26 protein-coding genes and 1 pseudogene are annotated in these 26106 nt (G+C 69.1%); 14 read left to right on the top strand and 13 right to left on the bottom strand.

Annotated elements, in window-relative coordinates; all coding sequences use genetic code 11:
- The first annotated feature begins 5 nt into the window (after positions 1-5).
- From V2S05_RS03345 to V2S05_RS03330, 4 genes are read left to right on the top strand one after another with little or no spacing between them, the layout of a single operon-like run.
- The gene (locus tag V2S05_RS03345; RefSeq protein ID WP_413633876.1) at positions 6-761 is read left to right on the top strand and encodes an SGNH/GDSL hydrolase family protein; all 756 of its coding nucleotides are present in this window, start codon (positions 6-8) and stop codon (positions 759-761) included.
- Complete coding sequence (locus V2S05_RS03340; protein ID WP_413633875.1) at positions 758-1402, top strand: YczE/YyaS/YitT family protein; 645 nt, start codon at positions 758-760, stop codon at positions 1400-1402. The genes V2S05_RS03345 and V2S05_RS03340 overlap by 4 nt, the downstream gene beginning before the upstream one ends.
- A 17-nt stretch (positions 1403-1419) precedes the next feature.
- A complete protein-coding gene (locus V2S05_RS03335; protein WP_413635217.1) occupies positions 1420-2148 on the top strand; it encodes a formylglycine-generating enzyme family protein in 729 nt (242 codons plus the stop codon).
- A gap of 54 nt (positions 2149-2202) precedes the next feature.
- A complete protein-coding gene (locus V2S05_RS03330) occupies positions 2203-3021 on the top strand; it encodes an arginase family protein (protein WP_413633874.1) in 819 nt (272 codons plus the stop codon).
- 8 nt (positions 3022-3029) lie between these two features.
- On the opposite strand, the gene V2S05_RS03325 is transcribed toward V2S05_RS03330, so the two are convergent.
- Positions 3030-4358, bottom strand: a complete 1329-nt coding sequence (locus tag V2S05_RS03325) for an MFS transporter (RefSeq protein ID WP_413633873.1) — start codon at positions 4356-4358, stop codon at positions 3030-3032.
- A gap of 119 nt (positions 4359-4477) precedes the next feature.
- On the opposite strand from V2S05_RS03325, the gene V2S05_RS03320 reads away from it, so the two are divergent.
- The 5 genes from V2S05_RS03320 (at position 4478) to V2S05_RS03300 (ending at position 9796) form a co-directional block, all read left to right on the top strand.
- A complete protein-coding gene (locus V2S05_RS03320; RefSeq protein WP_413633872.1) occupies positions 4478-6028 on the top strand; it encodes a serine/threonine-protein kinase in 1551 nt (516 codons plus the stop codon).
- 88 nt (positions 6029-6116) lie between these two features.
- Positions 6117-6713, top strand: coding sequence for an NAD-dependent epimerase/dehydratase family protein (locus V2S05_RS03315; protein ID WP_413635215.1), 597 nt, complete (start codon positions 6117-6119; stop codon positions 6711-6713).
- A 109-nt stretch (positions 6714-6822) separates the two neighbouring features.
- A complete protein-coding gene (locus V2S05_RS03310; protein WP_413633870.1) occupies positions 6823-8403 on the top strand; it encodes a bifunctional phosphatase PAP2/diacylglycerol kinase family protein in 1581 nt (526 codons plus the stop codon).
- Positions 8404-8625: 222 nt separating this feature from the next.
- A complete protein-coding gene (locus V2S05_RS03305) occupies positions 8626-8847 on the top strand; it encodes a hypothetical protein (RefSeq protein WP_413633869.1) in 222 nt (73 codons plus the stop codon).
- A gap of 100 nt (positions 8848-8947) precedes the next feature.
- Entirely contained in the window at positions 8948-9796 is an 849-nt protein-coding gene (locus V2S05_RS03300; protein WP_413633868.1) for a class I SAM-dependent methyltransferase, read from the top strand.
- On the opposite strand, the gene V2S05_RS03295 is transcribed toward V2S05_RS03300, so the two are convergent.
- The 4 genes and pseudogenes from V2S05_RS03295 to V2S05_RS03280 form a co-directional block, all read right to left on the bottom strand.
- Complete coding sequence (locus V2S05_RS03295) at positions 9791-10585, bottom strand: class I SAM-dependent methyltransferase (RefSeq protein WP_413633867.1); 795 nt, start codon at positions 10583-10585, stop codon at positions 9791-9793. The genes V2S05_RS03300 and V2S05_RS03295 overlap by 6 nt on opposite strands.
- Complete coding sequence (locus V2S05_RS03290) at positions 10582-12933, bottom strand: ATP-binding cassette domain-containing protein (protein WP_413633866.1); 2352 nt, start codon at positions 12931-12933, stop codon at positions 10582-10584. Before V2S05_RS03290 ends, V2S05_RS03295 begins: the two co-directional genes overlap by 4 nt.
- 47 nt (positions 12934-12980) lie before the next feature.
- Positions 12981-13397, bottom strand: a complete 417-nt coding sequence (locus tag V2S05_RS03285; RefSeq protein ID WP_413633865.1) for a VOC family protein — start codon at positions 13395-13397, stop codon at positions 12981-12983.
- A 79-nt stretch (positions 13398-13476) separates the two neighbouring features.
- Positions 13477-13848 (bottom strand): annotated as a pseudogene (locus V2S05_RS03280) (helix-turn-helix transcriptional regulator); the annotation flags it as partial.
- Between the two features lie 60 nt (positions 13849-13908).
- Between V2S05_RS03280 and V2S05_RS03275 the strand changes: the two are divergent.
- Positions 13909-14493, top strand: coding sequence for an HdeD family acid-resistance protein (locus V2S05_RS03275; RefSeq protein ID WP_413633863.1), 585 nt, complete (start codon positions 13909-13911; stop codon positions 14491-14493).
- Positions 14494-14551: 58 nt separating this feature from the next.
- Here V2S05_RS03275 and V2S05_RS03270 read toward each other — a convergent pair whose 3' ends face one another.
- Positions 14552-15316 carry an SDR family oxidoreductase gene (locus V2S05_RS03270; RefSeq protein WP_413633861.1) on the bottom strand — a complete coding sequence of 255 codons (765 nt, stop codon included), beginning with the start codon at positions 15314-15316 and terminating at the stop codon, positions 14552-14554.
- A gap of 113 nt (positions 15317-15429) precedes the next feature.
- On the opposite strand from V2S05_RS03270, the gene V2S05_RS03265 reads away from it, so the two are divergent.
- The 4 genes from V2S05_RS03265 to V2S05_RS03250 all read left to right on the top strand — a co-directional run bounded on the left by V2S05_RS03265 (position 15430) and on the right by V2S05_RS03250 (position 18106).
- Positions 15430-15903, top strand: coding sequence for an NfeD family protein (locus V2S05_RS03265; RefSeq protein WP_413633859.1), 474 nt, complete (start codon positions 15430-15432; stop codon positions 15901-15903).
- A 7-nt stretch (positions 15904-15910) separates the two neighbouring features.
- Entirely contained in the window at positions 15911-16837 is a 927-nt protein-coding gene (locus V2S05_RS03260) for an SPFH domain-containing protein (protein ID WP_271639651.1), read from the top strand.
- Positions 16834-17604 (top strand): glycerophosphodiester phosphodiesterase family protein, encoded by a 771-nt coding sequence (locus V2S05_RS03255; protein WP_413633858.1) that lies wholly within the window; start codon positions 16834-16836, stop codon positions 17602-17604. The genes V2S05_RS03260 and V2S05_RS03255 overlap by 4 nt, the downstream gene beginning before the upstream one ends.
- Positions 17605-17722: 118 nt before the next feature.
- Positions 17723-18106, top strand: coding sequence for an RNA polymerase-binding protein RbpA (locus V2S05_RS03250; RefSeq protein ID WP_271637654.1), 384 nt, complete (start codon positions 17723-17725; stop codon positions 18104-18106).
- 1 nt (position 18107) lies between these two features.
- On the opposite strand, the gene lnt is transcribed toward V2S05_RS03250, so the two are convergent.
- The 7 genes from lnt to V2S05_RS03215 form a co-directional block, all read right to left on the bottom strand.
- The gene (gene lnt / locus V2S05_RS03245; RefSeq protein WP_413633856.1) at positions 18108-19631 is read right to left on the bottom strand and encodes an apolipoprotein N-acyltransferase; all 1524 of its coding nucleotides are present in this window, start codon (positions 19629-19631) and stop codon (positions 18108-18110) included.
- A 4-nt stretch (positions 19632-19635) separates the two neighbouring features.
- Positions 19636-22107: a DEAD/DEAH box helicase gene (locus V2S05_RS03240; protein WP_413633855.1), complete on the bottom strand. Its 2472-nt coding sequence runs from the start codon at positions 22105-22107 to the stop codon at positions 19636-19638.
- Positions 22104-22865, bottom strand: coding sequence for a twin-arginine translocase subunit TatC (tatC, locus tag V2S05_RS03235; protein WP_271639652.1), 762 nt, complete (start codon positions 22863-22865; stop codon positions 22104-22106). Before tatC ends, V2S05_RS03240 begins: the two co-directional genes overlap by 4 nt.
- A gap of 62 nt (positions 22866-22927) precedes the next feature.
- Complete coding sequence (gene tatA, locus V2S05_RS03230; protein WP_099195615.1) at positions 22928-23161, bottom strand: Sec-independent protein translocase subunit TatA; 234 nt, start codon at positions 23159-23161, stop codon at positions 22928-22930.
- Positions 23162-23187: 26 nt separating this feature from the next.
- On the bottom strand, positions 23188-24183 hold the full coding sequence (locus V2S05_RS03225; protein ID WP_413633853.1) for a helix-turn-helix transcriptional regulator: 996 nt from the start codon (positions 24181-24183) through the stop codon (positions 23188-23190).
- On the bottom strand, positions 24180-25133 hold the full coding sequence (locus V2S05_RS03220; protein ID WP_413635213.1) for a helix-turn-helix transcriptional regulator: 954 nt from the start codon (positions 25131-25133) through the stop codon (positions 24180-24182). Before V2S05_RS03220 ends, V2S05_RS03225 begins: the two co-directional genes overlap by 4 nt.
- A gap of 53 nt (positions 25134-25186) precedes the next feature.
- Positions 25187-26098: a hypothetical protein gene (locus V2S05_RS03215; RefSeq protein WP_413633852.1), complete on the bottom strand. Its 912-nt coding sequence runs from the start codon at positions 26096-26098 to the stop codon at positions 25187-25189.
- Positions 26099-26106: the final 8 nt, after the last annotated feature.

Raw genomic sequence — 26106 nt, 5'->3', positions numbered from 1 at the left:
AGACCATGGCGGCTGTGCGGTTCGTGGCGATCGGAGACTCCTTCACCGAGGGTGTGGGCGACGAGCTGCCAGGCGGCGGCGTGCGCGGCTGGGCCGACCTTGCCGCGCAAGGATGGGCGGATGCCCTGGACGAGCCGATCCAGTACGCCAACCTCGCCATCCGCGGTCGTCTGATCTGGCCCATCGTCGAGGAGCAGCTCGAGCCGGCGCTCGCGCTGCGGCCGACGCATCTGTCGTTCAACGGCGGGGGCAACGACATCCTCCGGCCGAACGCCGACATCGAGCACATCGCCGACGCCTTCTCGCGCGTGCTGCGGCGCTGCGACGAGGAGGGGGTGACCCTGATCCTGCTCTCCGGCGCGAACCCGAGCGCGCAGCTGCCGATGGGTCCCGTCTTCCAGCGTCGCGGCGACGCGCTGTCGGCCGCGGTGCTGCGGCGCGTCGAGGATCGCCCCGACGTGATCCGCGCGCTGAACTGGCCCGACGCCGAGCTCTCCCGACCGCGATACTGGTCGCAGGATCGTCTGCACATGAACGCCAACGGGCACCATCGGGTCGCCGCCCGCGTGCTCCACGCGGTCGGGCTGGAGCCCCCGGAGGAGTGGTGGGCGCTGAGCACCGACCATCCGGCAGGCCCGGTCGGTCTCGCCTACTACCGGCAGTTCGTCGGGCCCTGGGTGAAGCGACGGGTGACGCGCACATCATCAGGCGATGGACGAGTCGCGAAGTTCCCCGCCTGGGCCGAGATGGTGCCGAGATGATCACCGCCCGCGGCAGGCGGATCCCGCGACGCATCATCCAGCTGCTCGTCGGAGTGTTCCTGTACGGCATCGGCATCGCCTTCCTCGTGCGCAGCGCGCTCGGCGCCGCACCGTGGGACGTGCTGACCCAGGGCATCACCCGGCACGTGCCCCTGAGCTTCGGTGTCGTGACGACGATCGTCAGCGGGATCGTCCTGCTGCTGTGGATCCCGATCCGGCAGCGACCGGGCGCCGGCACGGTCGTGAACGCTCTGCTCGTCGGTCCCTCCGCCGACGTCGGGTTCCTGGTCATCCCTATGGGCGAGCACCTGTGGCAGCAGGTGCTGCTGTTCGCCATCGGCCTGATCGTGCTGGCGGCCGCCACGGGCCTGTACATCGGCGCGCACTTCGGGCCCGGTCCTCGGGACGGGCTGATGACCGGGCTGCACGTGCGCCTGGGACGGCCCATCTGGCTGGTGCGCACATGCCTGGAGGTGACGGTCGTGCTCATCGGATGGGCGCTGGGCGGGATCGTCGGCATCGGCACCGTGCTCTTCGCCGTGCTCGTCGGGCCGCTGTGCCAGTTCTTCCTGAGGGTGTTCGCGGTTCCGCTCGAGAGGCGGACGACCCCAAGCACCGGCACCGTGTCTGTGCAGGGCTGAACGTGGATCTGTGGGAGATGCGCGCCCTGTCCGGCGGCGCCGTGACACTGCACGACGCGCGTCGCAAGGAGCATCGGCCCGTCGCGCTCGAGCCGTTCGAGATCGGCGTGTTCGCCGTCACCGAGGGGCAGCTCGCCGAAGTGCTGGGCATCGCCGCTCAGCACCCGCGACGCCCCGCACGCGATCTCAGCTGGTTCCGGGCGATCAGGTTCTGCAATGCGGCGTCGGAGTGGGAGGGACTCGACCCGGCCTACTCCTTCGACGGCGAGGACGTCACCTGGCACGTCGACAGCGACGGATACCGCCTGCCCACCGAGGCGGAGTGGGAGTACGCCTGCCGCGCCGGATCGGTCGGGCCGCAGTACGGTCCGCTGGACGAGATCGCCTGGACGTCACTCGACGGTGTCGGAGCGCCCCAGGACGTCGGCATGAAGCTACCGAATCTGCACGGCCTCTTCGACACCCTCGGCAACGTCTGGGAGTGGTGCTGGGACTTCCTCGACCCCGAGCGCTACGACGACTACCGCGTGTTCCGCGGCGGCGGCTTCGCCGATGACACGTGGAGCGTCCGGGCATCCGTCCGCCGCGGAGGCGCTCCGCGCATGCATCACGACGACGTCGGCATGCGGCTCGCGCGCGGCGGCTTCGACGGACCGGACGCGGCGCAGGGCTGGTCCACGCGCGGCGATGTCGAGCGCGGCGGGCGCGGGGGAGTGCGACCGCTCGGCTGGACCCCGCGCCGCTGACCCGCGCTGCCCCAAGCCCACCGCGCGCAACCCACACCGACCAGAAGGAGCACCATGGCCAGGCCCATCGAGCTGATCATCTCGCAGGGACGCGTCGGCGACCGCACCGGCGGAGCCCTCCCCGGCGCGCTGAAGACGGGGCGGGCGCTGTCGCGGATGCTCGGCGTCGACGCGCGAGTGGTCGGCACGCCCGCCGCGGCGAAGGACGACGACTGGTCGGAGTGCCTGCCGGCGGCGACTGCGACACTGCACGCGCTTCGAGACGCCGTCCGCGACGCGTTCGCACGCGACGCGACCCCGGTGCTGGCGACCAACACCTGCGGGGCGAGCATCGGCACGCTGCCCACCGTCGCCGAGCACCATCCCGACGCCGTCGTGCTGTGGATCGACGCACACGGCGACTTCAACACACCCGACACCACGGAGTCGGGCTATCTCGGCGGGATGGTGGTGGCGGCCGCGTGCGGACTGTGGGACAGCGGGCACGGGGCCGGACTGAACCCGGCGCAGGTGGTGATCGTCGGCGGACGCGACATCGACCCGGCGGAGCGGCTGCTGCTGGATCAGCACGGTGTGACGGTGCTCACGCCGGCGGAGAGCTCACCGAACCGCGTCAGCGAGATCGTCGCCGGTCGGGATGTCTGGATCCACATCGACTGGGACGTGCTGGAGCCCGGGTACATCCCCGCCGCGTACCGCGTGGACGCGGGCATGCTGCCGCATGAGGTCGCCGCGATCTTCGCCGCGATCGACCCCGCACGAGTGCTCGGCGTGGAGCTGGCGGAGTTCGAGGAGGGCGACCAGGGCATCCCGTCGCATCTCAGCGTCGCGCTGATCCTGCAGACCTTCCAGGCACTGCGTCTCGGCCGCTGACGCCGCGATCAGCGGCGACGTCTGCGCTCGGGGTCGAGGCCCATCCGGATGCGGGTGCTCTTGCGCTCCCGAATGATGAAGGACGCGCCGAGCAGCCAGAGCGGGATCTGGGCGGCGAACGCCAACCGGAACGCATCGAGCGAGTAGGTGTCGGGCGTGCCGGCGCCCTGCAGGTCGAGCGTGAGCCCGATGAAGAAGATCGCGATGAGCGCGGCGAGGAATCCGCCGGAGTTGGTCACGCCGGTGGCGGTGCTGAGACGGTGGGCCGGATTGTGCGTTCGGGCGTGGTCGAACGCGATCATGGATGCCGGTCCGCCCGCGGCCAGGCACACCACCAGCACGATGAGCAGCCAGATCGGCGCGGGTCCCTGCCAGAGGATCACCGTGGTCCACGCGGCGAGCTGGATGGCGATGCTCGGCAGCACGAGCGCGAGCGACCGGCGGGTGGGGATGCGTCGTGACAGCGTGCCCAGCACAGGGCTCAGCGCCATGCTGACGAGCACGTTGACCGACAGCACGGTGGCTGCGGCGGCGGGGGAGAGGCCCTGCCCTGCCGTGAGGAACGGCATGCCCCACAGCAGCAGGAACGCCGTGCTGGCGAACGGCGTGGTGAAGTGAGACCAGAACGCCAGCCGGGTGCCGGGATGCGCCCACGCCGCGCGGATGCCGACGCCGGTGTCGATCGCCGAGGTGATCACCTGCACGACGCCCGTCTCGGTGTTGACCGTGACGTCGGCGCTGCGCTCGGGGGGATGATTGCGCACCAGCATCCAGACGAGGATGGCGAAGAGCAGGCCGAGTCCCGCGACGCTGCCGAACGTGATGGTCCAGTTCGTGGAGTGCAGCAGCACGGCCAGAGGCGTAAGTGCGATGAGCTGACCGGTCTGGCCGACGAGACCCGTCAGCTGTCCCATCACCGGTCCGCGCTGAGCGGGGAACCAGGTCGCGACCAGACGCAGCACGGCAGGGAAGACCGCTGCGTCCCCGGCGCCGAGCAGGACGCGCGCGACGAGGGCGATGCCGATGCTCGGCGACACCGCCATCACGAACTGTCCCAGCGCCATGAGCAGCATGCCGATCACCATGATCGGACGCGAACCGTATCTGTCGAGCAGCACCCCGATGGGGATCTGCAGGCCGCCGTACACGGCGAGCTGCACCACCGCGAACAGGGAGAGCGTCGCCGCATCGGCCTGGAAGCGCTCGGCGGCATCCACGCCCACTGCGCTGAGCGAGCTGCGGTTGGTGATCGCGAGGACGTACGCGGCGACGGCCACGCCCCACACCACCCAGGCTCGCCATCCGGGAGAGGTGCGGGGGAGGGGAGTAGCGCTCACTCGTCAAGGCTAGTCCTGGTGAGCGCCGGCATGGCGCAGCTGTCAAGTCCATCGGGCTGCGCATCATGTCGGCCTAGAGTGGTCTCGTCGCTGGGCCGAACAGGCGACGGGAGGACTCGATGACCGACGACGATTCGCAGCCCACCCACGGGCTGATCGACGCACGCTACGAGATCCTCGAATGCGTCGGGCAGGGCGGGATGGCGCGGGTGTACCGCGCGAAGGATACGCTTCTCGGACGCATCGTGGCGATCAAGCTGCTTCGCGCCGAGCTGGAGGGCGATGATGCGGCGGCCGGTCGGGCCAGGGGCGAGATGTCGGCGCTCGCCTCGCTCAACCATCCGGGTCTCGTCACCCTCTACGACGCCCAGCTCGAACCGGGGCGCCCCGAGTACCTGGTCATGGAGTATGTCGAAGGACCCACCCTCGCCGACCGGATCGGGCAGGGTGCCCTCGCTCCCGCCGACGTCGCCGCGCTGACGGCCGACCTGGCGGAGGCGCTGCACGTCGTGCACAGCGCGGGCATCGTGCACCGCGACATCAAACCGTCGAATGTGCTCATCTCGCAGGCACCGTTTCCCGCCAGCCGATCGGGCGCGAAACTCGCCGACTTCGGCATCTCCGCTCTGGTGGATGCCGCGCGACTCACCTCGCCCGGCATCGTGATCGGGACCGCCGCGTACATCGCACCCGAGCAGCTTCAGGGCGCGATGCCCGCGCCGCCGGCTGACATCTACTCGCTCGGGCTGGTGATGCTCGAGGCACTCACCGGCACCCGCGCGTTTCCTCAGCCCGAGGGCATCGGCGCCGCTATGGCGAGGTTGACGGCGAGACCCGAGGTGCCGACGGAGTTCGGCTCGGGCTGGTCGGATCTGCTGACGGCGATGACGTCGACAGACCCCGCCGATCGTCCGACCGCCTCGGACGTCTTCGCCGCGGCATCCGATCTCGCCGCGGGCCGGCCGCCGCGGCCCACCGTGCCCGCCGCTGTTGCCGCCGGCGCCGTGCCGCCCGCGGCAGCCTCGACGCCGGACGCGGAGTCGCCGACCGCCGCGATGACGACGCCGACACGCATGCTTCCTGCCGAGACGTCCGCTGCGCGGGCGACCGGTGCATCGTCTCCGACACCCCCGCAGGCAGGACGCGGCTCGAGCCGCCCCAGGCGGCGTGTCGGTGTGATCGGCGCGGTGGCGGCTGCGGCGGTCGCCGCATCCGTTCTCGCCGGCGTATGGATGAACGGCAGCGCCGCCCCCGAACCGGTGGCGACCACCCCGGCCGACATCGGCCCCTCCGCCCCCGCGACGCCGGCCGTGCCGGCCATCGCACCCGACGATGAGGCGGACGAGCCGCAGACCGACCAGCGCTCGGACCAGGACCGCAAGGCGCAGGAGAAGGCGGCGAAGGAGGCCGAGAAGGCGGCGCAAGAGCAGCGCAAGGCCGCGGAGAAGGCAGCCGAAGAGCAGCGCAAGGCTGCCGAGAAGGCAGCCGAAAAGGCTCGCAAGGATGCCGAGAAGGCGCGGGAGGAAGCGGAGGAGGCGCGGGAGGAAGCGGAGGAGGCGGAGGAGAATCAAGAGGACGAGGCGGAGCCGACACCCGAGGGCGGAGCCGGTGGGGCGACGGAGGGCGTGACGCTGTCGACCCCGCAGCCGTCGGCGTCGCCTACCGCGTGAGCAGAGGCGCTGCGACCCCGTACACCGACGGCAGCGGCCACATCGGCTCGTTCCTCGTTCCCCGTCCGGCGCGAGCCGAGAGCTTCCGATCGCGGAGGATCCGGCGTGCACCGATCAGCCGCGCGACCAGTACGGCATCCAGAAGGCGCGCATCGCCGACCCGCTCAAGCGGGAGACCACAGACGGGGGACTGATCACCACCTCACTGCACCCCGGCCATATCGTGGGTCCCGGCTGGCAGCCGATCGGGCCGGTCGGCAATCTGGACGAGACACTGTGGACGGCGCTGTCATCGGGTCGGACGATCGACGTGCCCGGCAGCGGCACCGAGACGCTGCATCATGTGCACGCGGACGATGTCGCTCAGGCGTTCGAGCGAGCGGTCGAGAACCGGGATGCGGCAGCGGGGGAGGACTTCAACATCGTCGCGCCGACCGCACTGAGCGTGCGGGGGTACATCGACATCGGCTCGGGATGGTTCGGCGGCGTCTCGGCGATGCGCAGCGTGAGCCGGACTCACTTCCGGGAGCAGACGACCGCCGAGCATGCCGACGTCAGCCGCAGTCATCTCGAGCGCAGTCAGGTGTTCAGCATCGACAAGGCACGGGCGCGTCTCGGCTACGCCCCGCACTGCGAACCGGAAAGCGGCGATCCTCGAGTCGGTGCGCTGGCTCATCGAGCATGACCGGCTGCCCGTCCGAGCGCCGCTGGTCTGATCCCGAGACGCTGTACTTGACGGTGCTGTTCACGACGGTGCTGTTCGCCACCGGGCTGTCGGGGACTACTCTCAGACCATGAAGGGGCTCTCTCATCCGATCATCGCCCTGCGGCGCGTGCGCATCCTGCCGCGCTGGGTGCGGCACATAGACGCGCGCGCATCGCACGCCGTCAACCACCATCGTCATGTGCCTCAGCTCGACCGCAGGCTGGCCCGGCTGTCGCACCGGGCGGACCGCGGCCGTCTGTGGTTGGAGATCGCCGCGGCGCTCTACGTGCTCGGCGGCAAGCCGCGCCGCGGCGCGGTGCGCGGGATCGCATCGCTGATCGTCGGCAGTGCGCTGGCGAACCTCGTCGGCAAGCAGATCTTCGGCGGTGACCGGCCGCTGCTCAAGGACGTCCCGGTGCCGCGACGCCTCACGCGGACGCCGACGTCCGGCTCGTTCCCCTCGGGTCACTCGGCATCGGCGGCGGCCTTCGTCACCGGCGTCGGCCTCGAGTCCGGCCGCTCGGGCGCCGTGCTGGCACCGCTCGGCGCCGCGGTGGCGTACTCGCGTCTGCACACCGGTGCGCACTGGCTCTCGGACGTGATCGGGGGAGCAGCGCTGGGCGCCGCCGTCGCGGTCTTGGGTCGGACACTGGTGCCGGCGCCCGCACGCATGGAGCCCGCGCACCTCGGTCCGGCGATCGCCCTCCCGGCGCTGCCGGAGGGCGAAGGCGCACTGATCTTCGTGAACGTCGCTTCGGGCATCGACCCGCTGCGCCCGGAGCCCCGCGGCTTCATCTCGCGAGAGCTTCCGCACGCCCGCATCCACGTTCTCGCGGAGGGTGAGCGCATCGCGGAACTGGTGAGCGATGCTCTGTCCGGAGCCGACGCGCCCCGCGTCATCGGCGTCTGGGGCGGGGACGGCACCGTCGCCGCCGCCGCCGACGCCGCACGCGGGGCTCGCCTTCCGCTGCTGATCTTCCCGGGTGGGACGTTCAACCACTTCGCGCGCACGGCAGGCGCCGAGACGATCGACGATGCGGTGCAGGCGGTGCGCGACGGTGCGGGCCGGCGCGTGGACGTCGCCGAGCTGACGATCGACGACGGGCGGCCGGTGACCGTGATGAACGCGGCCTCGATCGGCGTGTATCCCGGCTTCGTCGCGCAACGCGAAGAGATGGAGTCGGCGCTGGGCAAACCGGTCGCCGCGCTGATCGCAGCGGTGCGGGTGCTGGCGCGGGCGCACACGCTGAACGTGCGCGTCGACGGGCGCGCGGCGCGCGTCTGGTCGGTCGCGGTCGCCGCAGGGCAGAACTCATCGGCGTCGATGGTGCCGCTGCAGCGACGTCGCCTCGACGACGGCGTTCTGGATGTGCGGGTGCTCCATGCGCGGGGCCGGATGCCGCGGCTGCGCGGACTCGTCGCGCTGGCGTTCGGCGTGCGGGCATCAGGGCTTCTCGATCGGGTGCCCGGGCGCGCCGCGCTCGCGACGATAGAGGCGTTCACCGCCGAGCAGGTGCGGATCGAGGCGCGCTCGTCGACGGGCGCGGCGGTGAACGTTGCGCACGACGGGGAGGTCTCCGTCCTCGAGCAGGGCAGCACGGTGGCGACGGTGCGGATCGTTCCCGGTGGATTGGACGTCTACGGGGCGCCTGCTACCGAGAGTGAATAGCAGAGGTTAGGTGATCTCGGAAAATGCCGTTGACCTGGCGATACTCGACCGGTCAATGTCGGTGGCCCGGTGTTCAATGGAGGTATGGAAACCACCGCAGCCGTGTTCGATGGCAGGCCGACGCAGTTCTGGCGGACACGGGGAGGGGTGTTTCGGACGGGGTCTCGGATGCCACGCCACCGGCAATCGCTGAGAATCTGAAGGTGCTCGCGCAGGATTGCGATGCGGCTGGATCCGGATGGTTCCTCCGAGATCCAACGCGTCCTCACCGACGAGGGCCGCATCGCCGGGATTGTGGTGAGCGACCGGGTGTTCACCGCCTACCAGCGGCGGGTCCGGAGCGACGATGGCGCACTCCAAGGCTCAGTGTCGAGCGCACTCTGCAGCGAGAGTGACCCTGTCGGTTCGCCGCTCGCGGGCGAGGTGTGGAATCAGACGTACTGACATAATGTGCATTATCGGTTATCGCTGCACCGTGCGCTGAGGCGAATCGTGAGCGGGCGACCTCTGTGGTGCCGTGTCCGTCTCGGATATGCTCGCCTGCGTGAACGGGAGCAACGTCAGCATCGATTGGGAATCCGCGCGGCGAGCCAATCACGACAACTGGAACGACCGCGTGCCGCTGCATGAAGCCGCGTACGGACTCGACAGATACGACGATCCGTCCCACCTGAGCGATGTCGTCCGCGACGACCTGCCGGTGCTCGAGCGCTTCCTGCCTCAGCAGCGTCTGGCAGGTCTGGATCTCTGCCATCTGCAGTGCCACATCGGCACGGACACCGTATCGCTGGCGCGGGCCGGTGCGAATGTGACCGGAGTCGACTTCTCCGGGCCGGCGCTGAGGGTGGCCGCCGGCCTCGCTGCGCGTGCGGGCGTGCAGGCGCGCTGGGTCGAGACCGATGTGCTGGATGCACGTCGCGCCGTCGACAGAGAGTTCGACGTCGTCTACACCAGCATCGGAACGATCACCTGGCTCGAAGACCTGAACCGCTGGGCCGAGCAGATCCACGGGCTGCTGCGACCCGGTGGCATCTTCTACATCCGCGATGGACATCCTGCTCTGTACGCGCTCGACGAGGAGGCACCCGAGCTGACGACGAGATACCCGTACTTCGGCGACGGTCGCGCGCAGCTGTGGGACGACCCCTCGACGTACATCGGTGACGGCACGGTCGAGCACTCGCGCACCTACGAGTGGCCGCACCCGCTCTCGGAAATCATCGGCGTGCTGCTGGCGAACGGGATGCGTCTGCTGCACTTCGATGAGGGCCGCACGCTCCCCTGGCAGTTCAGCCCTCGCATGGTCGAGGTCGCGGGCGGCTACGCGTGGGCGGAATCCGAGCGCGACCTCATCCCCTGCACGTATACGATCGTCGCCCAGCGCGACTCATGACCGAACGCGCGCGACCGCGATGAGGTGCGCGCTCATGTCGCGCACACCGGGAACAGAAGCCGCAGCGCGGGCGACCGTCAGCGCTGCCTGCACGAGCTCCTCCCCTGCACCCTCCAGCGACTCCAGCAGTGAACCGGCGGGACCCTCCACGCCCAGCACCGCCTCGACCTCCAGTCCGGATGAGCGCGCCTCCTCGTCAAGCTCTTCGGCAGTGTGGAAGTGGCCGGCGGGGAACCGCATCCCGGCAGCGGGCTCTCCCCTGGCTGCCACCGCGACCCACTCATCGGGATATGGGTCGGGGATGCCGCGGGCCAGAGTCGTCTTCCCGAATGCGATGAATCGCGAGAGCCCCGCCGCGAAGATCAGACCATCGGGGCGCACGACGCGCGCCGCCTCGCGCAGCGCGAGCTGGCGGTCTTCACGAGCGGCGAGGTGGTACAGGGGCCCAAGCACGAGCGCCGTGTCGAACTCGGCATCCTGGAACGGCAGAGCGCGGGCGTCGCCGATCCGGGCGCTCAGGCCGGCGGCCCGAGCCTGACCGACGTGCCGCGGCACGGGGTCGATCACCTCCACCTCGAAGCCGGCGGACTGCAATGCCCGCGCGTGCACACCGGCGCCGCCGCCGATGTCCAGCACGCGCCCGGCGGAGACGCGCTCGAGGATGATCTCCTGCGTGCGCGCGAACTCGACAGGGCCCTGCGCAGACCGGGTCGTAACGCGCGCCCCTTCATCGAACAGCTCGCCGTAGTAGCTCAGGATGCGAGCGTCGATGGATTCCTGCGCCGTCATCCGACGTACTCCGCCAGATGCTCGCCGGTGAGCGTCGATCGCGAGGCGACGAGGTTCGCCGGCGTCCCCTCGAAGACCACACGTCCGCCGTCGTGTCCGGCTCCCGGTCCGATGTCGATGATCCAGTCGGCGTGCGCCATCACCGCCTGATGATGCTCGATGACGATGACGGTCTTGCCCGCGTCGACCAGGCGGTCGAGCAGACCCAGCAGGTTCTCGACGTCTGCGAGGTGCAGGCCGGTGGTCGGCTCGTCGAGCACGTACACGTCGGCCTTCTCCCCCATCTGAATCGCCAGCTTGAGTCGCTGGCGTTCTCCGCCGGACAGAGTGGACAGCGGCTGTCCGAGGGTCAGATATCCCAGCCCGACGTCCTCGAGTCGGCTCAGCACCGAGACCACGGCGGGGATCTTCGTCTCGGACGCCGAGAAGAACGCGCGTGCCTCGGCGACGGGAAGGTCGAGGACCTCGGTGATGTCGAGTCCGCCCAGCTTGTAGTCGAGCACACCCAACTGGAACCGCTTGCCCCCGCAGTCCTCGCACGGCGTCTCGATCGTGTCCATGAATCCGAGCTCGGTGACGATCACACCCGATCCCTTGCAGCTCGGGCAGGCGCCTTCGCTGTTCGCGCTGAACAGCGCCGGCTTCACGCCGTTGGCCTTGGCGAACGCCTTGCGGATCGGCTCCAGCATCCCCGTGTAGGTGGCCGGGTTGCTGCGGCGCGAGCCCTTGATCGCCGTCTGATCGATCGCGACCACGCCGTCCATCGGCGCTATCGATCCGTGAACGAGCGAGCTCTTCCCCGAGCCGGCGACGCCCGTGACGACCGTGAGCACCCCGGTGGGCACGTCTACGTCGACGTCCTTGAGGTTGTTCGCGTCCGCGCCGCGCACCTCGATGACGCCGCTGCGCTCTCGCACGGCATCCTTCAGCGACGCACGATCGTGCAGATGACGCCCGGTGAGCGTGCCGCTCTGCGACAGCTCGGCGACGGTGCCCTCGAAGCAGACCTCTCCCCCGGCGCTGCCCGCTCCTGGGCCCAGGTCGACGACGCGATCCGCGATCGCGATCGTCTCGGGCTTGTGCTCGACGACGAGCACGGTGTTGCCCTTGTCGCGCAGCCTCAGCAGCAGCGTGTTCATCCGCTCGATATCGTGCGGATGCAGCCCGATGGTCGGCTCGTCGAAGACGTAGGTGACGTCTGTGAGGGAAGATCCGAGGTGGCGCAGCAGTTTGATGCGCTGCGCCTCTCCCCCGCTCAGCGTTCCCGAGGGTCGTTCCAGGCTCAGGTAGCCGAGCCCCAGGGTGACGAACGCATCGAGGTTCGCACGCAGCGCATCCAGCAGAGGACCCGCCCCACTCAGCGACAGGCCGCGCACCCACGCCGCAACATCAGTGATCTGCATCCGGCATGCGTCCGCGATGCTGGCGCCGTCGATCTTCGACGATCGCGCTCCCTCGGTGAGGCGCGTGCCGTCGCACTCGGGGCAGGTCTTGAACGTCGCCACCCGCTCGACGAACGCGCGGATGTGCGGCTGCAGTGCGTCGATGTCCTTCGAGAGCATCGACTTAGTGATCTTCGGGATCAGCCCCTCATACGTCATGTTGATCCCCGAGATCTTGACCTTGGTGACCTCGCCGTACAGGAAGAGCTGCCGCTGCTTGTCGGTGAACGACGAGATCGGCTTGTCGGCGGGATAGAACCCCGACTCCGAGAAGCCCTTCACCATCCACCCGTCGGCGGTGTAGCCGGGCACCATGATCGCGCCCTCGTTCAGCGACTTCGACTCGTCCACCACCTGGGCGAGGTCGATGTCCGACACCGCTCCCCTGCCCTCGCAGCGGGGGCACATGCCGCCGAGGTACACGGCGTCTTTGACGATCTTCTTCTCGCCTTTCGGCCCGGTCATCACGCCACTAGCCTTCTGCGTGGGAATGTTGAACGAGAACGCCGTCGGTCCCCCGATGTACGGCTCGCCGAACCTCGAGAAGAGGATGCGGAGCATCGCGTTCGCGTCGGTCACCGTGCCGACGGTCGAGCGCGGATTCGCGCCGAGACGTTCCTGGTCGACGATGATCGCCGTAGTCAGGCCCTCGAGCACGTCGACGTCGGGCCGAGGCGCCGACGGCATGAACCCCTGCACGAAGGCGCTGTACGTCTCGTCGATCATGCGGCGCGATTCGGCGGCGATGGTGTCGAACACCAGTGAGCTCTTGCCCGAGCCCGAGACACCGGTGAACACAGTCAGACGTCGCTTCGGCAGGCTGACCGAGACATCCTTGAGATTGTTCTCGCGTGCACCCTCGACGCGGATGACGTCGTGGCTGTCGGCGGGGTGGTCCTGTGGCACGGTGCTTCCTTCGATGGGATGGATTCGGATGCCGGGCGGCGCACGCGTCAGGCGATGAACTGATTGATACGGACGAAATTACCGGCAGGATCGCGGAACGCGCAGTCGCGCACGCCGTACGGCTGGTCGATCGGCTCCTGCACGACATCCGCGCCCTTCGCCTCGATCTCGGCGAACGCCGCGTCGACGTCGTCGGCGGTGAGCACGACCCCTGCGTAGCTGCCCTTCGCCATGAGTTCGAGGATGGTGCGACGCTCATCGTCGCTGATGCCGGGGTCGACGGCAGGAGGGGTGAGCACGATCGACGTGTCGGGCTGCCCGGCCGGTCCCACGGTGATCCACCGCATGTCCCCGTATCCGACGTCCTTGCGGACCTCGAATCCGAGGACGTCGCGGTAGAACGCGAGGGATGCCTCCGGGGCGATGTGCGGGAGGAAGCTGACGCTGATGGTGATGTTGTTCATGGCGTTGACGCTACTCACGCCCGTGCGATGTCGCTTCTCGATTCCTGATCGGTCTGGTGGCCTGCTTCTCGACCCACTACGGGATGCCCGGGCCCAGTCCCGGATCCCGCCGGTAGGCGCTCGGAGAGACGCCGACCAGTTCGCTGAAGCGGGTGCTGAACGTTCCGAGCGATGAGAAGCCGACGGCAAAACACGCCTCAGTCACCCCCACGTCTCCGCGGCGCAGCAGCGCCATGGCCCGCTCGATGCGGCGCGTCATCAGATACGAGTACGGGGACTCACCGAACACCTGACGAAATCTGCGGCTGAGGTGACCGGCCGACATGTGCTCCCCTCGCGCGAGCGTCTCGACGTCCAGCGGGCGAGCGTACTCGCGATCGATCCGGTCGCGCACCCGACGCAGTCTGGTCAGCTCGGCGAGTCGATACGAGTCCTCAGCACTCTGTCCCACATCCCGATCCTGGCATCCGATAGCGTGTGCGCGAAGGGTCCGCTCCACGAAAGGATCATCATGACCGCTCTCCGCTTCACCGACCCGGGGTTCCTGCGCTCCGTGCGGATCTTCCTCGGCATCGCCGGCGCGATCACGCTGATCGCCGGCATCGTGCTTCTCATCTGGCCTGCCAAGTCGGCGGTGATCGTCACCGGGATCTTCGCCAGCTACCTCATCGTCAGCGGACTCGTCTACCTCGGCCTGGGAGTCTTCTCAGGCAGGGGCGGTGGGTGGGTGCGGGCGGGCCACATCGTGCTCGGTCTTCTCTTCATCGCCACGGGCGTCATCGCGTTCGCCAATCTCGGTGCCGCGACCGTCACGCTCGCGATCGTCGTCGCGATCTTCATCGGCGTCAGCTGGATCGCCGACGGCGTCGTGGCGCTGAGCCTGATGGGGCACGATGCGTCGAAGGTGTGGACGCTGCTCTACGCGCTGCTCGGCATCGTCGCCGGCATCGTGGTGCTGCTGTCGCCGCTGTATGCGGCGACCGTGCTCTGGATCATCCTCGGCATCTCTCTGGTCGCGCTGGGCGTCGTGCAGCTGGTTCGAGCCTTCGCGCTCAAGGACGTCGGCACCGCGCCGGTCGCCGACCCCGCGATCTGACACCGGACGGTGACGGAGGAGGCGACCCGCGCGGGTCGCCTCCTCCGTCACGCCGTGATCATTCGGCGACGAAGTCCGACGTGTCCCCCACCAGCCGGGTGTTGTCGGCCGGCACCGGATCCACAGCTGCCCTGGCCACCTCAGCGGCGAACTCCGAGACGTTGTAGAGCTTGCCGGCCGACTCGCGGCGGCCTGCGATCGCGCCCGGATTGGCGCGCTCGAGCAGAGTGGCCGTGATGGTGCCCTCAATCATGTCGCCCGAGACGACGGTGAATCCGATCCCCTTCTCCGCGAGGCCGGGGATGAGCTCGCGCAGGGCGTCCTCGCCCGCCCGCTTCGAGCGGGCGACCGGCTCGTACTCGGGCATGGTCGGGGTCGTGCGGATGAAGTGCGCCTGGTGGCTGGTGACGAAGACCACCCTGGCCTCGTCGCTCAGCAGCGGCTCAGCGGTCTGCAGCACGTTCACCTGCGCGTCGCGGTTGAGCTTCAGGGCGTAGTCCTCGGCCATGCCCGACTCCATGCCGCCGGAGGCGTTGAGCACGAGAACATCGAGGCGCCCGAACTCATCGCGCACCCGATCGAACATCGCCGACACCGAGTCGGGGTCGGTGAGATCGGCGCCGACGACCAGAGCGCGTCGGCCGAGGGCGCGCAGCTCGTTCGCGAGCTTCTCGGCGCGGGGTGCCTTGTTGCGGAAGTTGATGACGACATCGGCGCCCGCTTCAGCGAGGTAGCGGACAGTGTCGGCGCCGATGCCTCGCGACGATCCGGTGACGAGGGCCACCTTGCCGTCGAGGGATCCGGCGGGAAGGACCTGGGTCATCTCTGCTCCTCGGGATGCGCGCGATCGCCCGGATGGCGACATTCCACCCTACAACGGCGGCCCGTCAGGACCCGGGCCTTGGCCCCGTGGTAGGTTGACGCTCAGGAGGGCGCATGGACGGTCTGGCGACATTCTTAGCCGACATCGGGCAGTGGGCGTGGATCGCCTGGCTGGTGCTCATCGCTCTGTTCCTGGTGATCGAGATGCTCACCCTCGACTTCACCTTCCTCATGCTGTCGTTCGGCGGTCTGCTCGGTCTGGTGGCCGGGCTCCTGGGCCTGCCGTGGTGGGCGCAGCTGATCGTCGCCGCCGTCGCGGCGGCGATGTTCATCTTCTTCCTCCGCCCTCCCCTGCTGCACCGCCTGCGGCGCGGCGAGGATCCGGCGAAGTCGAATGTCGACGCACTCAAGGGCCTGCACGGCACCGCGCTGCTCGACGTCACCCAGATCACCGGTCAGGTCAAGCTCAGCAACGGCGACATCTGGACCGCGCGCAGCGCCGACGGCTCACCCATCATCACCGGCACGCGCATCGCGGTGGTCGACATCAGCGGCGCAACCGCCATCGTCCGTCCCGTCATCGAATAGGAGCATGATGAACGACGTCTCGTTCATTCCGACCGCCATCGCGTGGATCCTCGCCATCGCCGTCATCATCTTCGTGCTGGTCACGATCGCCCGCGCGATCCGGATCATCCCGCAGGCGACGGCCGGCGTGGTCGAGCGCCTCGGCCGGTACCACAAGACCCTGCAGCCGGGACTGAATCTCCTCGTGCCGTTCATCGACCGGCTCCGTCCGCTCATCGACATGCGCGAGCAGGTCGTCTCGTTCCCGCCGCAGCCGGTCATCACCGAAGACAACCTGGTGGTGTCGATCGACACCGTCGTCTATTTCCAGGTGACGGATGCCCGCGCTGCGACCTACGAGATCGCGAACTACCTCGGCGCGGTCGAGCAGCTGACGACGACGACTCTGCGAAACGTCGTCGGCGGTCTGAACCTCGAGGAGGCGCTCACCAGCCGCGACGAGATCAACGGCCAGCTGCGGGTCGTGCTCGACGAGGCGACCGGGAAGTGGGGCATCCGTGTCTCGCGCGTCGAGCTGAAGGCGATCGACCCGCCCGTCTCGATCCAGGACTCGATGGAGAAGCAGATGCGCGCCGAGCGCGACCGGCGTGCCGCGATCCTCACCGCCGAGGGATCGAAGCAATCGCAGATCCTCGAGGCCGAGGGGCAGCGGCAGGCCGCGATCCTCAAGGCCGAGGGCGACAAGCAGGCCGCCGTGCTGCGCGCCCAGGGTGAGGCCGAGGCGATCCAGAACGTGTTCGGCGCGATCCACCAGGGGCGGCCGGACGACAAGCTGCTCGCGTATCAGTACCTGCAGATGCTTCCGAAGATCAGCGAGAGCGAGTCGAGCAAGCTCTGGATCATCCCGAGCGAGCTGACCGAGGCCCTCAAGGGCATCGGATCGGCGTTCACCCCACGCGGCGACGGCACCGGCGAGCCACCGCGCAGCGCGTGACGCATCCGTTCCTCTCCGGCAGCAGGCGTCCGCGGATCTTCGCCCATCGAGGGCTCGTGGTCTCCGAGGGCGGCCAGACGACGGTCTGGGAGAACACGGCTGCGGCTTTCGCCGCAGCGCACGCGGCCGGTGCGGAGTACATCGAGACCGACTGCCGAGTCACGGCAGACGGCGACGTCGTGCTGTTCCACGACGAGACGCTGCAGCGCGTCGCGGGCGATCCTCGCGCCGTGAGCTCGGTGCGCACGAGAGAGCTGGAGCGGCTGTTCTCCGGGCACGGCGGACTGCTCGCGGTGGCGGACGCCCTCGACGCCTTCCCCGACACCCGGTTCAACATCGACGTGAAGACGGCTGAGGCATCCGTGCCGCTCGGCGCCGTGCTCGCGCCGCACGCGGATCGCGTGCTGGTGACCAGCTTCTCCGATCGCAACCGTCTCGCCGCGCTGCGTGCGACCGTGGACGCCGGGGCGGAGATCAGACCCGCCACGTCGGGTGGCCGCTCGGTGATCGCCCGACTGCGCGCGCTCTCGGCCGCTCGCCTCTCCCCCGCTCGGGCGCTCCGAGACGTCGACGCCGTGCAGATCCCGGAGGCTCATCGCGGCATCCGCCTCTTCACTCCCTCTCTGCTGCGGGCCGCGCGCAGACACGGAGTCGAGGTGCACGTCTGGACGATCAACGACCCGAACGACATGATGCGACTGGTCGCCGACGGCGCCGACGGGATCGTGACCGATCGTGCCGACGTCGCGGTGGACGCCCTCTCCTGATCGATCCTGCCTCGCGTACGCCCTGGGATTCCGCTGTGAGTTCCCACGCGTTTTCGCCGCTGTGGATGAAGCGCACAGGCGCGAGCGTTATACCTGACAGCGACGAGAGGACCACACAATGGCAGATCGCAGCCTTCGCGGCATCCGGCTGGGTGCCCAGAGCCTTCAGAGCGAGGAGGGCGTCGTCTTCATGGAGCGACGCGCCACCGCGTACAAGTGCGACACGTGCGGCCAGGAGACCACCCTGATGTTCGCCGCCGACGCTGAGGCACCGCAGACCTGGGAGTGCCGACACTGCGGCGCCGAAGCGGTGCTGCAGGTCGACGGTGCGCCCGTCAAGATCGAGGAGAACGACGAGAAGGTGGCACGTACCCACTGGGACATGCTGCTCGAGCGCCGCACCCGCGATGAGCTCGAAGAGCTCCTCGCAGAGCGGCTCGCCTACATCCGTGCCCGCCGCGGCGCGGGAGACGACCCCAACCGCCACCGCATCGGCGCCTGATTCAGCGTCGACGTCGGGCCAGCAGCCCGGCGACGATCAGCACGGCCGGCGAGATCAGCATCCCCAGCTGAACCCACGGCCCCAGCACGACCCCAGCCGTGAGGCCGGAGCGCAGCTCGACATCCTCGAGCAGCGCCCCGGCCTCATCGGCGTCCAGGGTCGAGACGGTCGATCCGTCGGACCGGATGATCTGGCTGGTGCCCACGGTCGACACGTTCACCACGCTGCGGCCGGTCTCGATGGCCCGCATGCGAGCGAACGCGAGCTGCTGCAGGTTCTCGTCCGTTCCGCGGAAGTCGGCGTTGTTCGTCTGGAAGACCAGCACCTCTGCGCCCTGCGTCACGCTCTCACGGATGACCTCGTCGTAGATGACGTCGAAGCAGATCGCGAGCCCGACTCCCGTTCCGTCCACGCGCACGAGCGGCGGGTTGCTGCCGGGGGTGTACTCGCGGCCGATCAGCCCGATGAGATCAGGGGCCAGTGCGTAGTAGAAGTCGCGATCCGGGACGTACTCCCCGAAGGGCACCGGATGCCGCTTGTCGTGCAGCTGCGTGGCATCGCCGTCCTGCGTCCAGAGGAACGACGTGTTGAAGATCCGCTCACCGCGCTCGGTGGCGGTGTTCGCAAGCAATGGCGCATCGAACTCGTTCACCAGACGGGTGAGCCGTCTCGCGGTCGTCTCGTCCTGGAACGGGTCGTAGTCGACGCCGCCCTCCGGCCAGACGAGCAGATCGACGTCCTCGTCGCCGATCGACCTCGTGGCGTCCGTCTGCGCGGTGATCACCCCGTACGGCTCGCGTTCGTCGAAGTACCCCGTGGTGCCGTTGCCCTGCGCTGCGGCGATGCGCATCTCTCCGGACGCAGCGGTCGGGAACAGCGGGGTCAGCAGCAGCACGAGCAGGGTCACAGCAGGGGCGATCAGGCGCGTCGGACGTCGCCATCCCCGCATCCGGATCAGCTCGATCAGCAGCGCGACGAACGCGACCATCAGGAACGTCAGGCCACTCACGCCCAGCCAGGAGGCGACCGGCGCGAACGGCCCTTGGGCCTGCGTCATGCCGAGGCGCGCCCAGGGGAACCCGCCGTAGGGCCAGTTGCCGAGGAACAGCTCGTGCGTCGTCCAGAGACCTGCGACGACGAAGGGCAGCACGACAGCCCGACTGCGGGGCCAGGCTGCGGGCAGCCAGTGATAGGCGAGACTGATCGGCACGAGCGCCACAGCCGTCAGCACGCCCTCCACGACCGTCAGAGCGATCCAGGGCACCGGACCGAGGTAGCGCGCCGTGAACGAGACCTGCAGCGCGAAGAACACCAGTCCGTAGCCGAGGCCGACCAGCAGAGCCCCGCCCACCCGTCTTCCACGCAAGGCGGGCAGCAGCACGGCGAGCGAGACGAACACGAGCGGCCAGATCGCCGCGGCAGGAAAAGCGAGCGCCATGAGCACACCGGCTATCGCCGCCATCGCGACGGCGGCCCACAGCGGCAGCGCTGGGCGCGCCGAAGGCGTCGTGCGCGAATCGCTCATCCGGTCACACCGCGGTGTACACGACGATGCCGCGCCGCACGCCGTCGAGTGCTCGGCGAGCGGTACGGGCCAGCTCGTCGTCCTCCGCGACCATCGAGAGCTGATCGAGCAGATCGATCGTCTGCTTGGCCCAGCGCACGAAGTCGCCGGCCGCCATGTCGGCGTCGATCAGCACCCGATCGAGCGAGCCGCCGCGCGCCCACGCGTGCATGGCCGCGGCGAGGCCCGGTGCCAGCGGCTCGGTGCGCGGCAGCGAGTAGTCGTGCTCGAGATCGTCGAGTTCCGCCCACAGCCTCGTCGTGGCGTCGTAGGCGATGCGGAACGCGCCGCGGGGCAGACCCCGCTCCCCCATGTTCTGCTCGTCGCGACGCGGTTCGTAGACCAGGCAGCTGGCCATCGCCGCGAGCGACGGCGCGTCGAGCGCGCGCCACAGCCCTTGACGCAGGGACTCGGCGACGAGCAGATCGCGCTCGCCGTAGATGCGCCGCATGGTGCGGCCGGCGTCGGTCAACGACAGGCGATCGCCCTCGCCGTCGAGGTAGCCGACCACCTGCAGCACGTCGATCACCCGGTCGAAGATGCGCGCGACCGTGCCGGTGCGCGTCTCGATCTGACGTCGGATGCGATCGGTGTCGCGCTTGAGCGAGAAGTACCGCTCGGCCCAGCGAGCGTGCGCTTCGCGGTCGGGACAGTTGTGGCAGGCGTGCCGCCGCATCCGGTTGCGCAGCCCCTGGATCTTCTTCAGGCGCTTGTCGCGCACCGCTCGGCCGCCGGCATCCCGTCTGTCCTTCTTCTCGAGATCGCTGAGCTCGCGCCGCATCGCGGCGTACTCGAGGAAGTCGCCGTGCTCGCACGTCATCGCCTCGCGATAGCCGGCGAGCGAGTCCTCGGCCTCGCGGACCTTGCGCGCGAGCCCCACCACCGAGCGGTCGGCCTGGAACTGCGCGAACGACGATTCGAGGATCTCGCGCGCCCTGGCCCTGCCGAACCGGTCGATGAGATTGACCGCCATGTTGTACGTCGGCCGGAAACTGGAGTTGAGCGGATAGGTGCGGCGGGATGCCAGGGCCGCGACGGCTTGAGGATCCATGCCCTCCGTCCACTGCACCACCGCGTGCCCCTCGATGTCGATTCCGCGGCGCCCCGCACGACCCGTGAGCTGCGTGTACTCCCCCGACGTGATCGCGACCCTGGCCTCGCCGTTGAACTTCTCCATCTTCTCGAGCACCACCGTGCGCGCCGGCATGTTGATGCCCAGGGCGAGCGTCTCGGTCGCGAAGACCGCCTTGACGAGCTTGCGCTGGAAGAGCTCTTCGACGACCTCCTTGAACGCGGGCAGCATCCCCGCGTGGTGCGCCGCGACACCGCGCTCGAGGTCGTCGCGCCACTGCCAGAAGCCCAGCACGTCGAGATCCTCGTCCTGCAGGGCGCGTGTGCGGTCGGTGACGATCTCGCGGATCAGTGTGCGCTCCTCCTGGGTGGTGAGACGCACGCCCGAGCGGCGCACCTGCTGCACGGCCGCATCGCAGCCGACCCGGCTGAAGATGAAGAAGATCGCCGGCAGCAGGTTGGCCCGCTCGAGCAGCCGCACCACCTCGGGGCGGTCCATCCGCTCGATCCGACGCACGTTCGACGCGCGCACGGGGCGCTTCCCGCCGCGCGGCGGACGATGCGCCTCACGGCCGGCGTGCTTGCTGCTGCGATACTCCTGCGCGCGACGGTTGCTCTCGTGGCGTGACCCGGTGAACGAGCGGATGCGCAGCAGCTCCTGGTTCACCTGCGCGGTCGCGATGCCTGCGCGCTCGTCGAAGAGCGGCAGCAGGTCGTCGCGCACGAGGACGTGCTGTTCGAGGGGCACCGGGCGGATCTCGGACACGATCACGTCGGTGTCGCCGCGGACGGTGTCGAGCCAGTCGCCGAACTCCTCGGCGTTCGACACGGTCGCGCTCAGCGAGACGAGCCGCACATGCTCGGGCAGGTGCAGGATGACCTCTTCCCATACCGGCCCGCGGAACCGGTCGGCGAGGTAGTGCACCTCGTCCATCACGACGTACCGCAGCCCGCGCAGCGCGTCGGAGTCGGCGTACAGCATGTTGCGCAGCACCTCGGTGGTCATCACGACGATGCGCGCGTTGCCGTTGATGTTCGTGTCGCCGGTCAGCAGCCCGACCTGGTCTGCTCCGTACACGTCGACCAGTTCGCGGAACTTCTGATTCGACAGCGCCTTCATCGGCGTCGTGTAGAAGGCCTTGTCGCCCGCCGTCTGCATCGCGAGATGAATGGCGAACTCGCCGACGATCGTCTTGCCCGCCCCCGTGGGAGCGGCCACCAGCACGCTGCGACCGCGCTCGAGCGCATAGCAGGCATCGATCTGGAACGGGTCGAGCGCGAAACGCTGACGCTCTGCGAAGGCCTGCGTGTGCGGGTGCTCGGCCGCTGCACGGGCGGCAGCGTAGCGCTCGGCCGGTGAACTCATGCTGCGGGCAGATCCGGTTCGAGGCCCTCGGCGATCCGCCGCTTGCGGCGGCGCTTGTCCAGCAGGACGGTGAGACCGGCGGCGGCGAAGTAGAGCACGACGAGCATGCCCGCGAGGAGAAGCATGCTCACGACGTCGGCGGCGGGAGTCGCGAGAGCTGCGAAGGTCGTGGCGATGAGCACGGCCACCCGCCAGCCCTTGAGGATTGCCGCACCTGAGAGGATGCCGGCGAAGTTCAGGGCCACGAGGAAGACCGGGAGCACGAAGGCGACGCCGATGACGAGCATCATCTTGAAGACGAAGTCGTAGTACATCTTCGCCGCGTAAAGGTTGTTCGCCCCATCCGGCGTGAACGTCGCCATGAGCTCGATGATGTGCGGCACGATGAGCGTGCCGACGTAGCAACCCGCGAAGAACAGCGGCAGCGCTGCCGCGATGAACCCGACGGTGTACCTGATCTCCTTGCGGGTCAGGCCTGGCATGATGAAAGCCCAGATCTGCCACATCCAGATCGGCGCCGAGAGGAAGATGCCGATCGAGAACGCCATGCGCATCCGCAGATCGAAGGGCTCGGTCACCGAAGAGAACGTGAGCCCGACGAGTCCGTCGCGCGTCTTCGCCACCTCGTTGACCGGTGCGACGATGAACGCGATGATCGGATCGGTCACCAGGAACGCGACGATCATGCCGACCAGCAGGCCGGCGGCCGAGAGCATCAGGCGCTTGCGGAACTCGAGAAGATGAGCCCCCAGCGACATGCGCCGTTCGCCGCGTGGTTGGCTGTCCTTCGCGGCGCGGGCGTCTACCGCAGCCACGGTGATCAGACGGTGCGATCAGGACCAGCGGGCGCGTCGGGGTCGACGTCGCTCACGGCATCCTTCTTCTTGGTGGTGTCGGCGGCGTCTTCCTCGCGCATGGCCTTCATCTCGCCCTTGAAGACGCGGGCCGACTGGCCCATGCTCTTGGCCAGCGCCGGCAGCTTCGCCGCGCCGAAGAGGAGAAGGATGACGACGAGGAGAATAACCAGGTGCCATCCGTTGAGGCCAGCAAACATGTGGGACTCCTAAATCGTGGGTTCGATCAGTCTACCCGGGCGGGTGGTCGCTCAAGTGTCTTGTAGAGGTCGAGTCCCGCCGCCGCCCAGTCGTGCGTGGTGGTGCGAGCGAGCGGCGGATCGAGGACTTCGAGCGCGCCGCCGAAGCGGGCGGCGACGCGCTTGATGCCTCGCGGGTCGGCCATGCGGATGCGGAGAGTGACGAGCCCGCCCCCGCGTCCGACCTCCTCCTGCGGGAACGACCCGATCAGCGGCACGAGACGCTCAGGGATCTGCACGGTCACCTCGCCCTCCGGCCCGTCTCCGGCGCCGAACACCGCCGGCACCGCGGCATCGGCGTGAGTGATCGGGATGTCTGTGAGGCGGGCGTCGCTGACCCGGTCGAGGTGGAACGTGCGCATGGCCGTGCGCAGATGGCACCAGCCCTGCAGATACCACTGGCCGTTGTCGATGCGGATCTGAGCCGGATCGACGGTGCGCGTGGTGGGCTGTGCGTCCGGGGCCTGATAGCGGAACGACACGGCGACACCGTCGTGCAGCGCCTGCGACACCACGCGCTGCACCTCGGTGACCGCTGCGGGAGCGACGACGAGGTCGGGCGGGGCATCCGCCGATCCGTGCGCCAGCTTGGTCATGAGACCGGTCACCAGGCCCGAGTCCGCTACAGCCGGCACGGAGGCGACCATCTGCAGACCCGCGAGAAGCGCGGCCGCCTCACGCGCGGTCAGGCGCGGCACCCGCCGCAGCGCGACGTCGTTCGTGATCTCGATGATGTCGTGCTCGTCGAGCAGATCCCAGTCGATGTCGAACATCTCCTGGGGCAGCTGCCAGTAGCCGGAGTCACCGGGCAGACCGATCACCGTCAGCTTCTCGACCATGCCGCGCATGGCCTCACGGGTCACGCCGAAGTCGGCTGCAGCCTCGTCGAGTGTGACCTGCCCGCGCTCGAGCAGATACGGCACGAGCGTGAGGTAGAGCCGCACGCGATCGGCGGCGAGAAGCGGGGCGCCCGACGTGCTCATGAGTCCTCCCGATCGCCGCCGTGATCGGCGGCCGCATGCTGCTCGGCGATGGCCTGAAGGCGCTGGATCACCGCGTCGCGCAGATCATCCGGACCCACCACCCGCACCTCGGGCCCGTACGACGCCAGCTCGTCGGCGAAGATGTGCCGATCGACGTACCCGACCGCGATGCCCTGGGCGCGCGGCGTGGCACGTCGGCCGAGCCGCAGTGCCGCCTCGGTGCCGGGCGTGACCTCGAGCAGCGCGCTCTGCGCGGCCGCGAACTCCTCGAGCCCGGCCAGCGCGCGAGCCGCCGCGCCCTCGCGCAGAGCGACGTCGAATGTCTGCCCCGTCACCTTCACATCGCTGACGATGCGGCTCAGCAGGAACGTGCGCTCCGCGTCGGCGTCGACGTCGATCCCGAACAGGTGCCAGCGCGCCTCGTACTCCACCTGCGCCAGCGGGCGCACCCGTCGTCGGGTCGGTGCCTTATCGCCGGGCTTGAGGTACTCGAAGACGACGACCCGGTTGCGCTCGATCCCCTCCTGCAGAGCGGGGAAAGCCGCGTCACGGGCGGCGATGCGCGGTGCGAAACCGATGATCGGCTCGTCGCCGTCTATTCCGAGCGCGCGGATCTTGCGCACGCCGGAACGGGCATCCATCGACACCGACTCGGTGCTCCACACGCTTCCCGCCAGCCGCAGCACGGCGAGCTCCGCCGGAGTGAACTCGATGTCGGCCGGCAGATCGTACTCGGCCTGGGGAATGCGGTAGCGCGCCTCGCGCAGGTCGTGCGGGTCGGCGGGGTCGCCGATCGTCTCGATCGGGACGCCGAGCGAGCGCAGCTCGTCCTTATCGCGCTCGAACATCTTTCCCAGCGCATCGGTCTTGGCCCCCGCCTCGACGCGCTGCCGGTAACCGGAGACGTTCTCGATGATCTGCTGCTTGGTGAGCCCGATCTCCGTGGCCATGAGCGCCACGACGAGATTCGTCAGGCGCTCCTCTGCGGGGATCCGGGCGGGCGTCACCGGCCCATCAGCTCCTCGGGGATCACGCCCAACACGTCCACGACGTGCACGGTCGCGTCGTCGCCGGACTGCGTCGGCACGATGACCATCAGCTGCGAGCCGACACGCGCCTTCGAGACCGCCTCGGCGACCTCGGCAGGCAGCCCGTCGGTGCCGGTCACAGAACCGTCCCAGGTGGTCTGACCGACGCTGCGGCTCGTCCAGCCGACCGAGGTCGAGCGGATCAGGGCGGTGCCGTCGCCGACCTTCTCGTGCTCGCCCCGCAGCAGCGTCTCGGTGATCGCCTTCTTCGGCGCCGCGGTGTCGGGGATGATCACGCCGGGGCGCCCGTCCGGTGCGCGCACCACAGAGGGAAGACCGGGGGCGTCGTTGAAGACGGCGGAGCCGTCGGCTTTCGCGAGCGCCGTATAGCGCACGTCATAGACGGCGACGAGGCTGTCGGTCGCGTCGAGTCCGATCTGCTGCGCAGCCCCCTCGGGCAGGTCGGATGCCGGGATCGATGCGACGATACGGCTGCCTTCCGTCGCGCACTCGAGCGCCTCGTCGACGCCCGCGAGCTCGGCGCCGGCGGACTCGGGGCTCCACAGCTTCAGCTGTGCGTCGAGCGTCTGACCGGTCGTGCCGTTCACCAGCACCCGGGCGAGGATCGCCTCCTGACGGCTGTCGGTGATCGCCCTGCCGTCGCCGGTGATGATGTCGGCGTACGCGGGCTCGCCGGTGTGCACGGGCAGATCGATCTCGACCCGCGGCGCACCGAAATCGCCGGTCACGGTCACCGACCTCTTCAGCGCCGCCGAGCCGTCCCGGTCGCACGCCGCTCCCTCGAATGTCGGCGCCGCGGCCGAGCATCCGGTCAGGACGATGGTGGAGAGGGCGAGGGCCGAGAGGGCAGCGGTCGATTTACGCACGCGCCCCA

Source organism: Microbacterium sp. OR16 (assembly GCF_047306725.1).
Lineage (GTDB): Bacteria > Actinomycetota > Actinomycetes > Actinomycetales > Microbacteriaceae > Microbacterium.
The sequence above is the reverse complement of the archived record's forward strand: the minus strand, read 5'-3'. Positions and strand labels throughout refer to the sequence as shown.

Coding starts and splice junctions, on each gene's coding strand:
- V2S05_RS03345 (WP_413633876.1), top strand. CDS start 6: ATGGCGGCTGTGCGGTTCGTGGCGATCGGAGACTCCTTCACCGAGGGT.
- V2S05_RS03295 (WP_413633867.1), bottom strand. CDS start 10,585: ATGACGGCGCAGGAATCCATCGACGCTCGCATCCTGAGCTACTACGGC.
- tatC (WP_271639652.1), bottom strand. CDS start 22,865: ATGTCGCTGGGGGCTCATCTTCTCGAGTTCCGCAAGCGCCTGATGCTC.
- V2S05_RS03340 (WP_413633875.1), top strand. CDS start 758: ATGATCACCGCCCGCGGCAGGCGGATCCCGCGACGCATCATCCAGCTG.
- V2S05_RS03320 (WP_413633872.1), top strand. CDS start 4,478: ATGACCGACGACGATTCGCAGCCCACCCACGGGCTGATCGACGCACGC.
- V2S05_RS03330 (WP_413633874.1), top strand. CDS start 2,203: ATGGCCAGGCCCATCGAGCTGATCATCTCGCAGGGACGCGTCGGCGAC.
- V2S05_RS03270 (WP_413633861.1), bottom strand. CDS start 15,316: ATGACCCAGGTCCTTCCCGCCGGATCCCTCGACGGCAAGGTGGCCCTC.
- V2S05_RS03335 (WP_413635217.1), top strand. CDS start 1,420: ATGCGCGCCCTGTCCGGCGGCGCCGTGACACTGCACGACGCGCGTCGC.
- V2S05_RS03260 (WP_271639651.1), top strand. CDS start 15,911: ATGAACGACGTCTCGTTCATTCCGACCGCCATCGCGTGGATCCTCGCC.
- V2S05_RS03240 (WP_413633855.1), bottom strand. CDS start 22,107: ATGAGTTCACCGGCCGAGCGCTACGCTGCCGCCCGTGCAGCGGCCGAG.
- V2S05_RS03250 (WP_271637654.1), top strand. CDS start 17,723: ATGGCAGATCGCAGCCTTCGCGGCATCCGGCTGGGTGCCCAGAGCCTT.
- tatA (WP_099195615.1), bottom strand. CDS start 23,161: ATGTTTGCTGGCCTCAACGGATGGCACCTGGTTATTCTCCTCGTCGTC.
- V2S05_RS03265 (WP_413633859.1), top strand. CDS start 15,430: ATGGACGGTCTGGCGACATTCTTAGCCGACATCGGGCAGTGGGCGTGG.
- V2S05_RS03225 (WP_413633853.1), bottom strand. CDS start 24,183: ATGAGCACGTCGGGCGCCCCGCTTCTCGCCGCCGATCGCGTGCGGCTC.
- V2S05_RS03305 (WP_413633869.1), top strand. CDS start 8,626: ATGCGGCTGGATCCGGATGGTTCCTCCGAGATCCAACGCGTCCTCACC.
- V2S05_RS03285 (WP_413633865.1), bottom strand. CDS start 13,397: ATGAACAACATCACCATCAGCGTCAGCTTCCTCCCGCACATCGCCCCG.
- V2S05_RS03310 (WP_413633870.1), top strand. CDS start 6,823: ATGAAGGGGCTCTCTCATCCGATCATCGCCCTGCGGCGCGTGCGCATC.
- V2S05_RS03220 (WP_413635213.1), bottom strand. CDS start 25,133: ATGGCCACGGAGATCGGGCTCACCAAGCAGCAGATCATCGAGAACGTC.
- V2S05_RS03275 (WP_413633863.1), top strand. CDS start 13,909: ATGACCGCTCTCCGCTTCACCGACCCGGGGTTCCTGCGCTCCGTGCGG.
- lnt (WP_413633856.1), bottom strand. CDS start 19,631: ATGAGCGATTCGCGCACGACGCCTTCGGCGCGCCCAGCGCTGCCGCTG.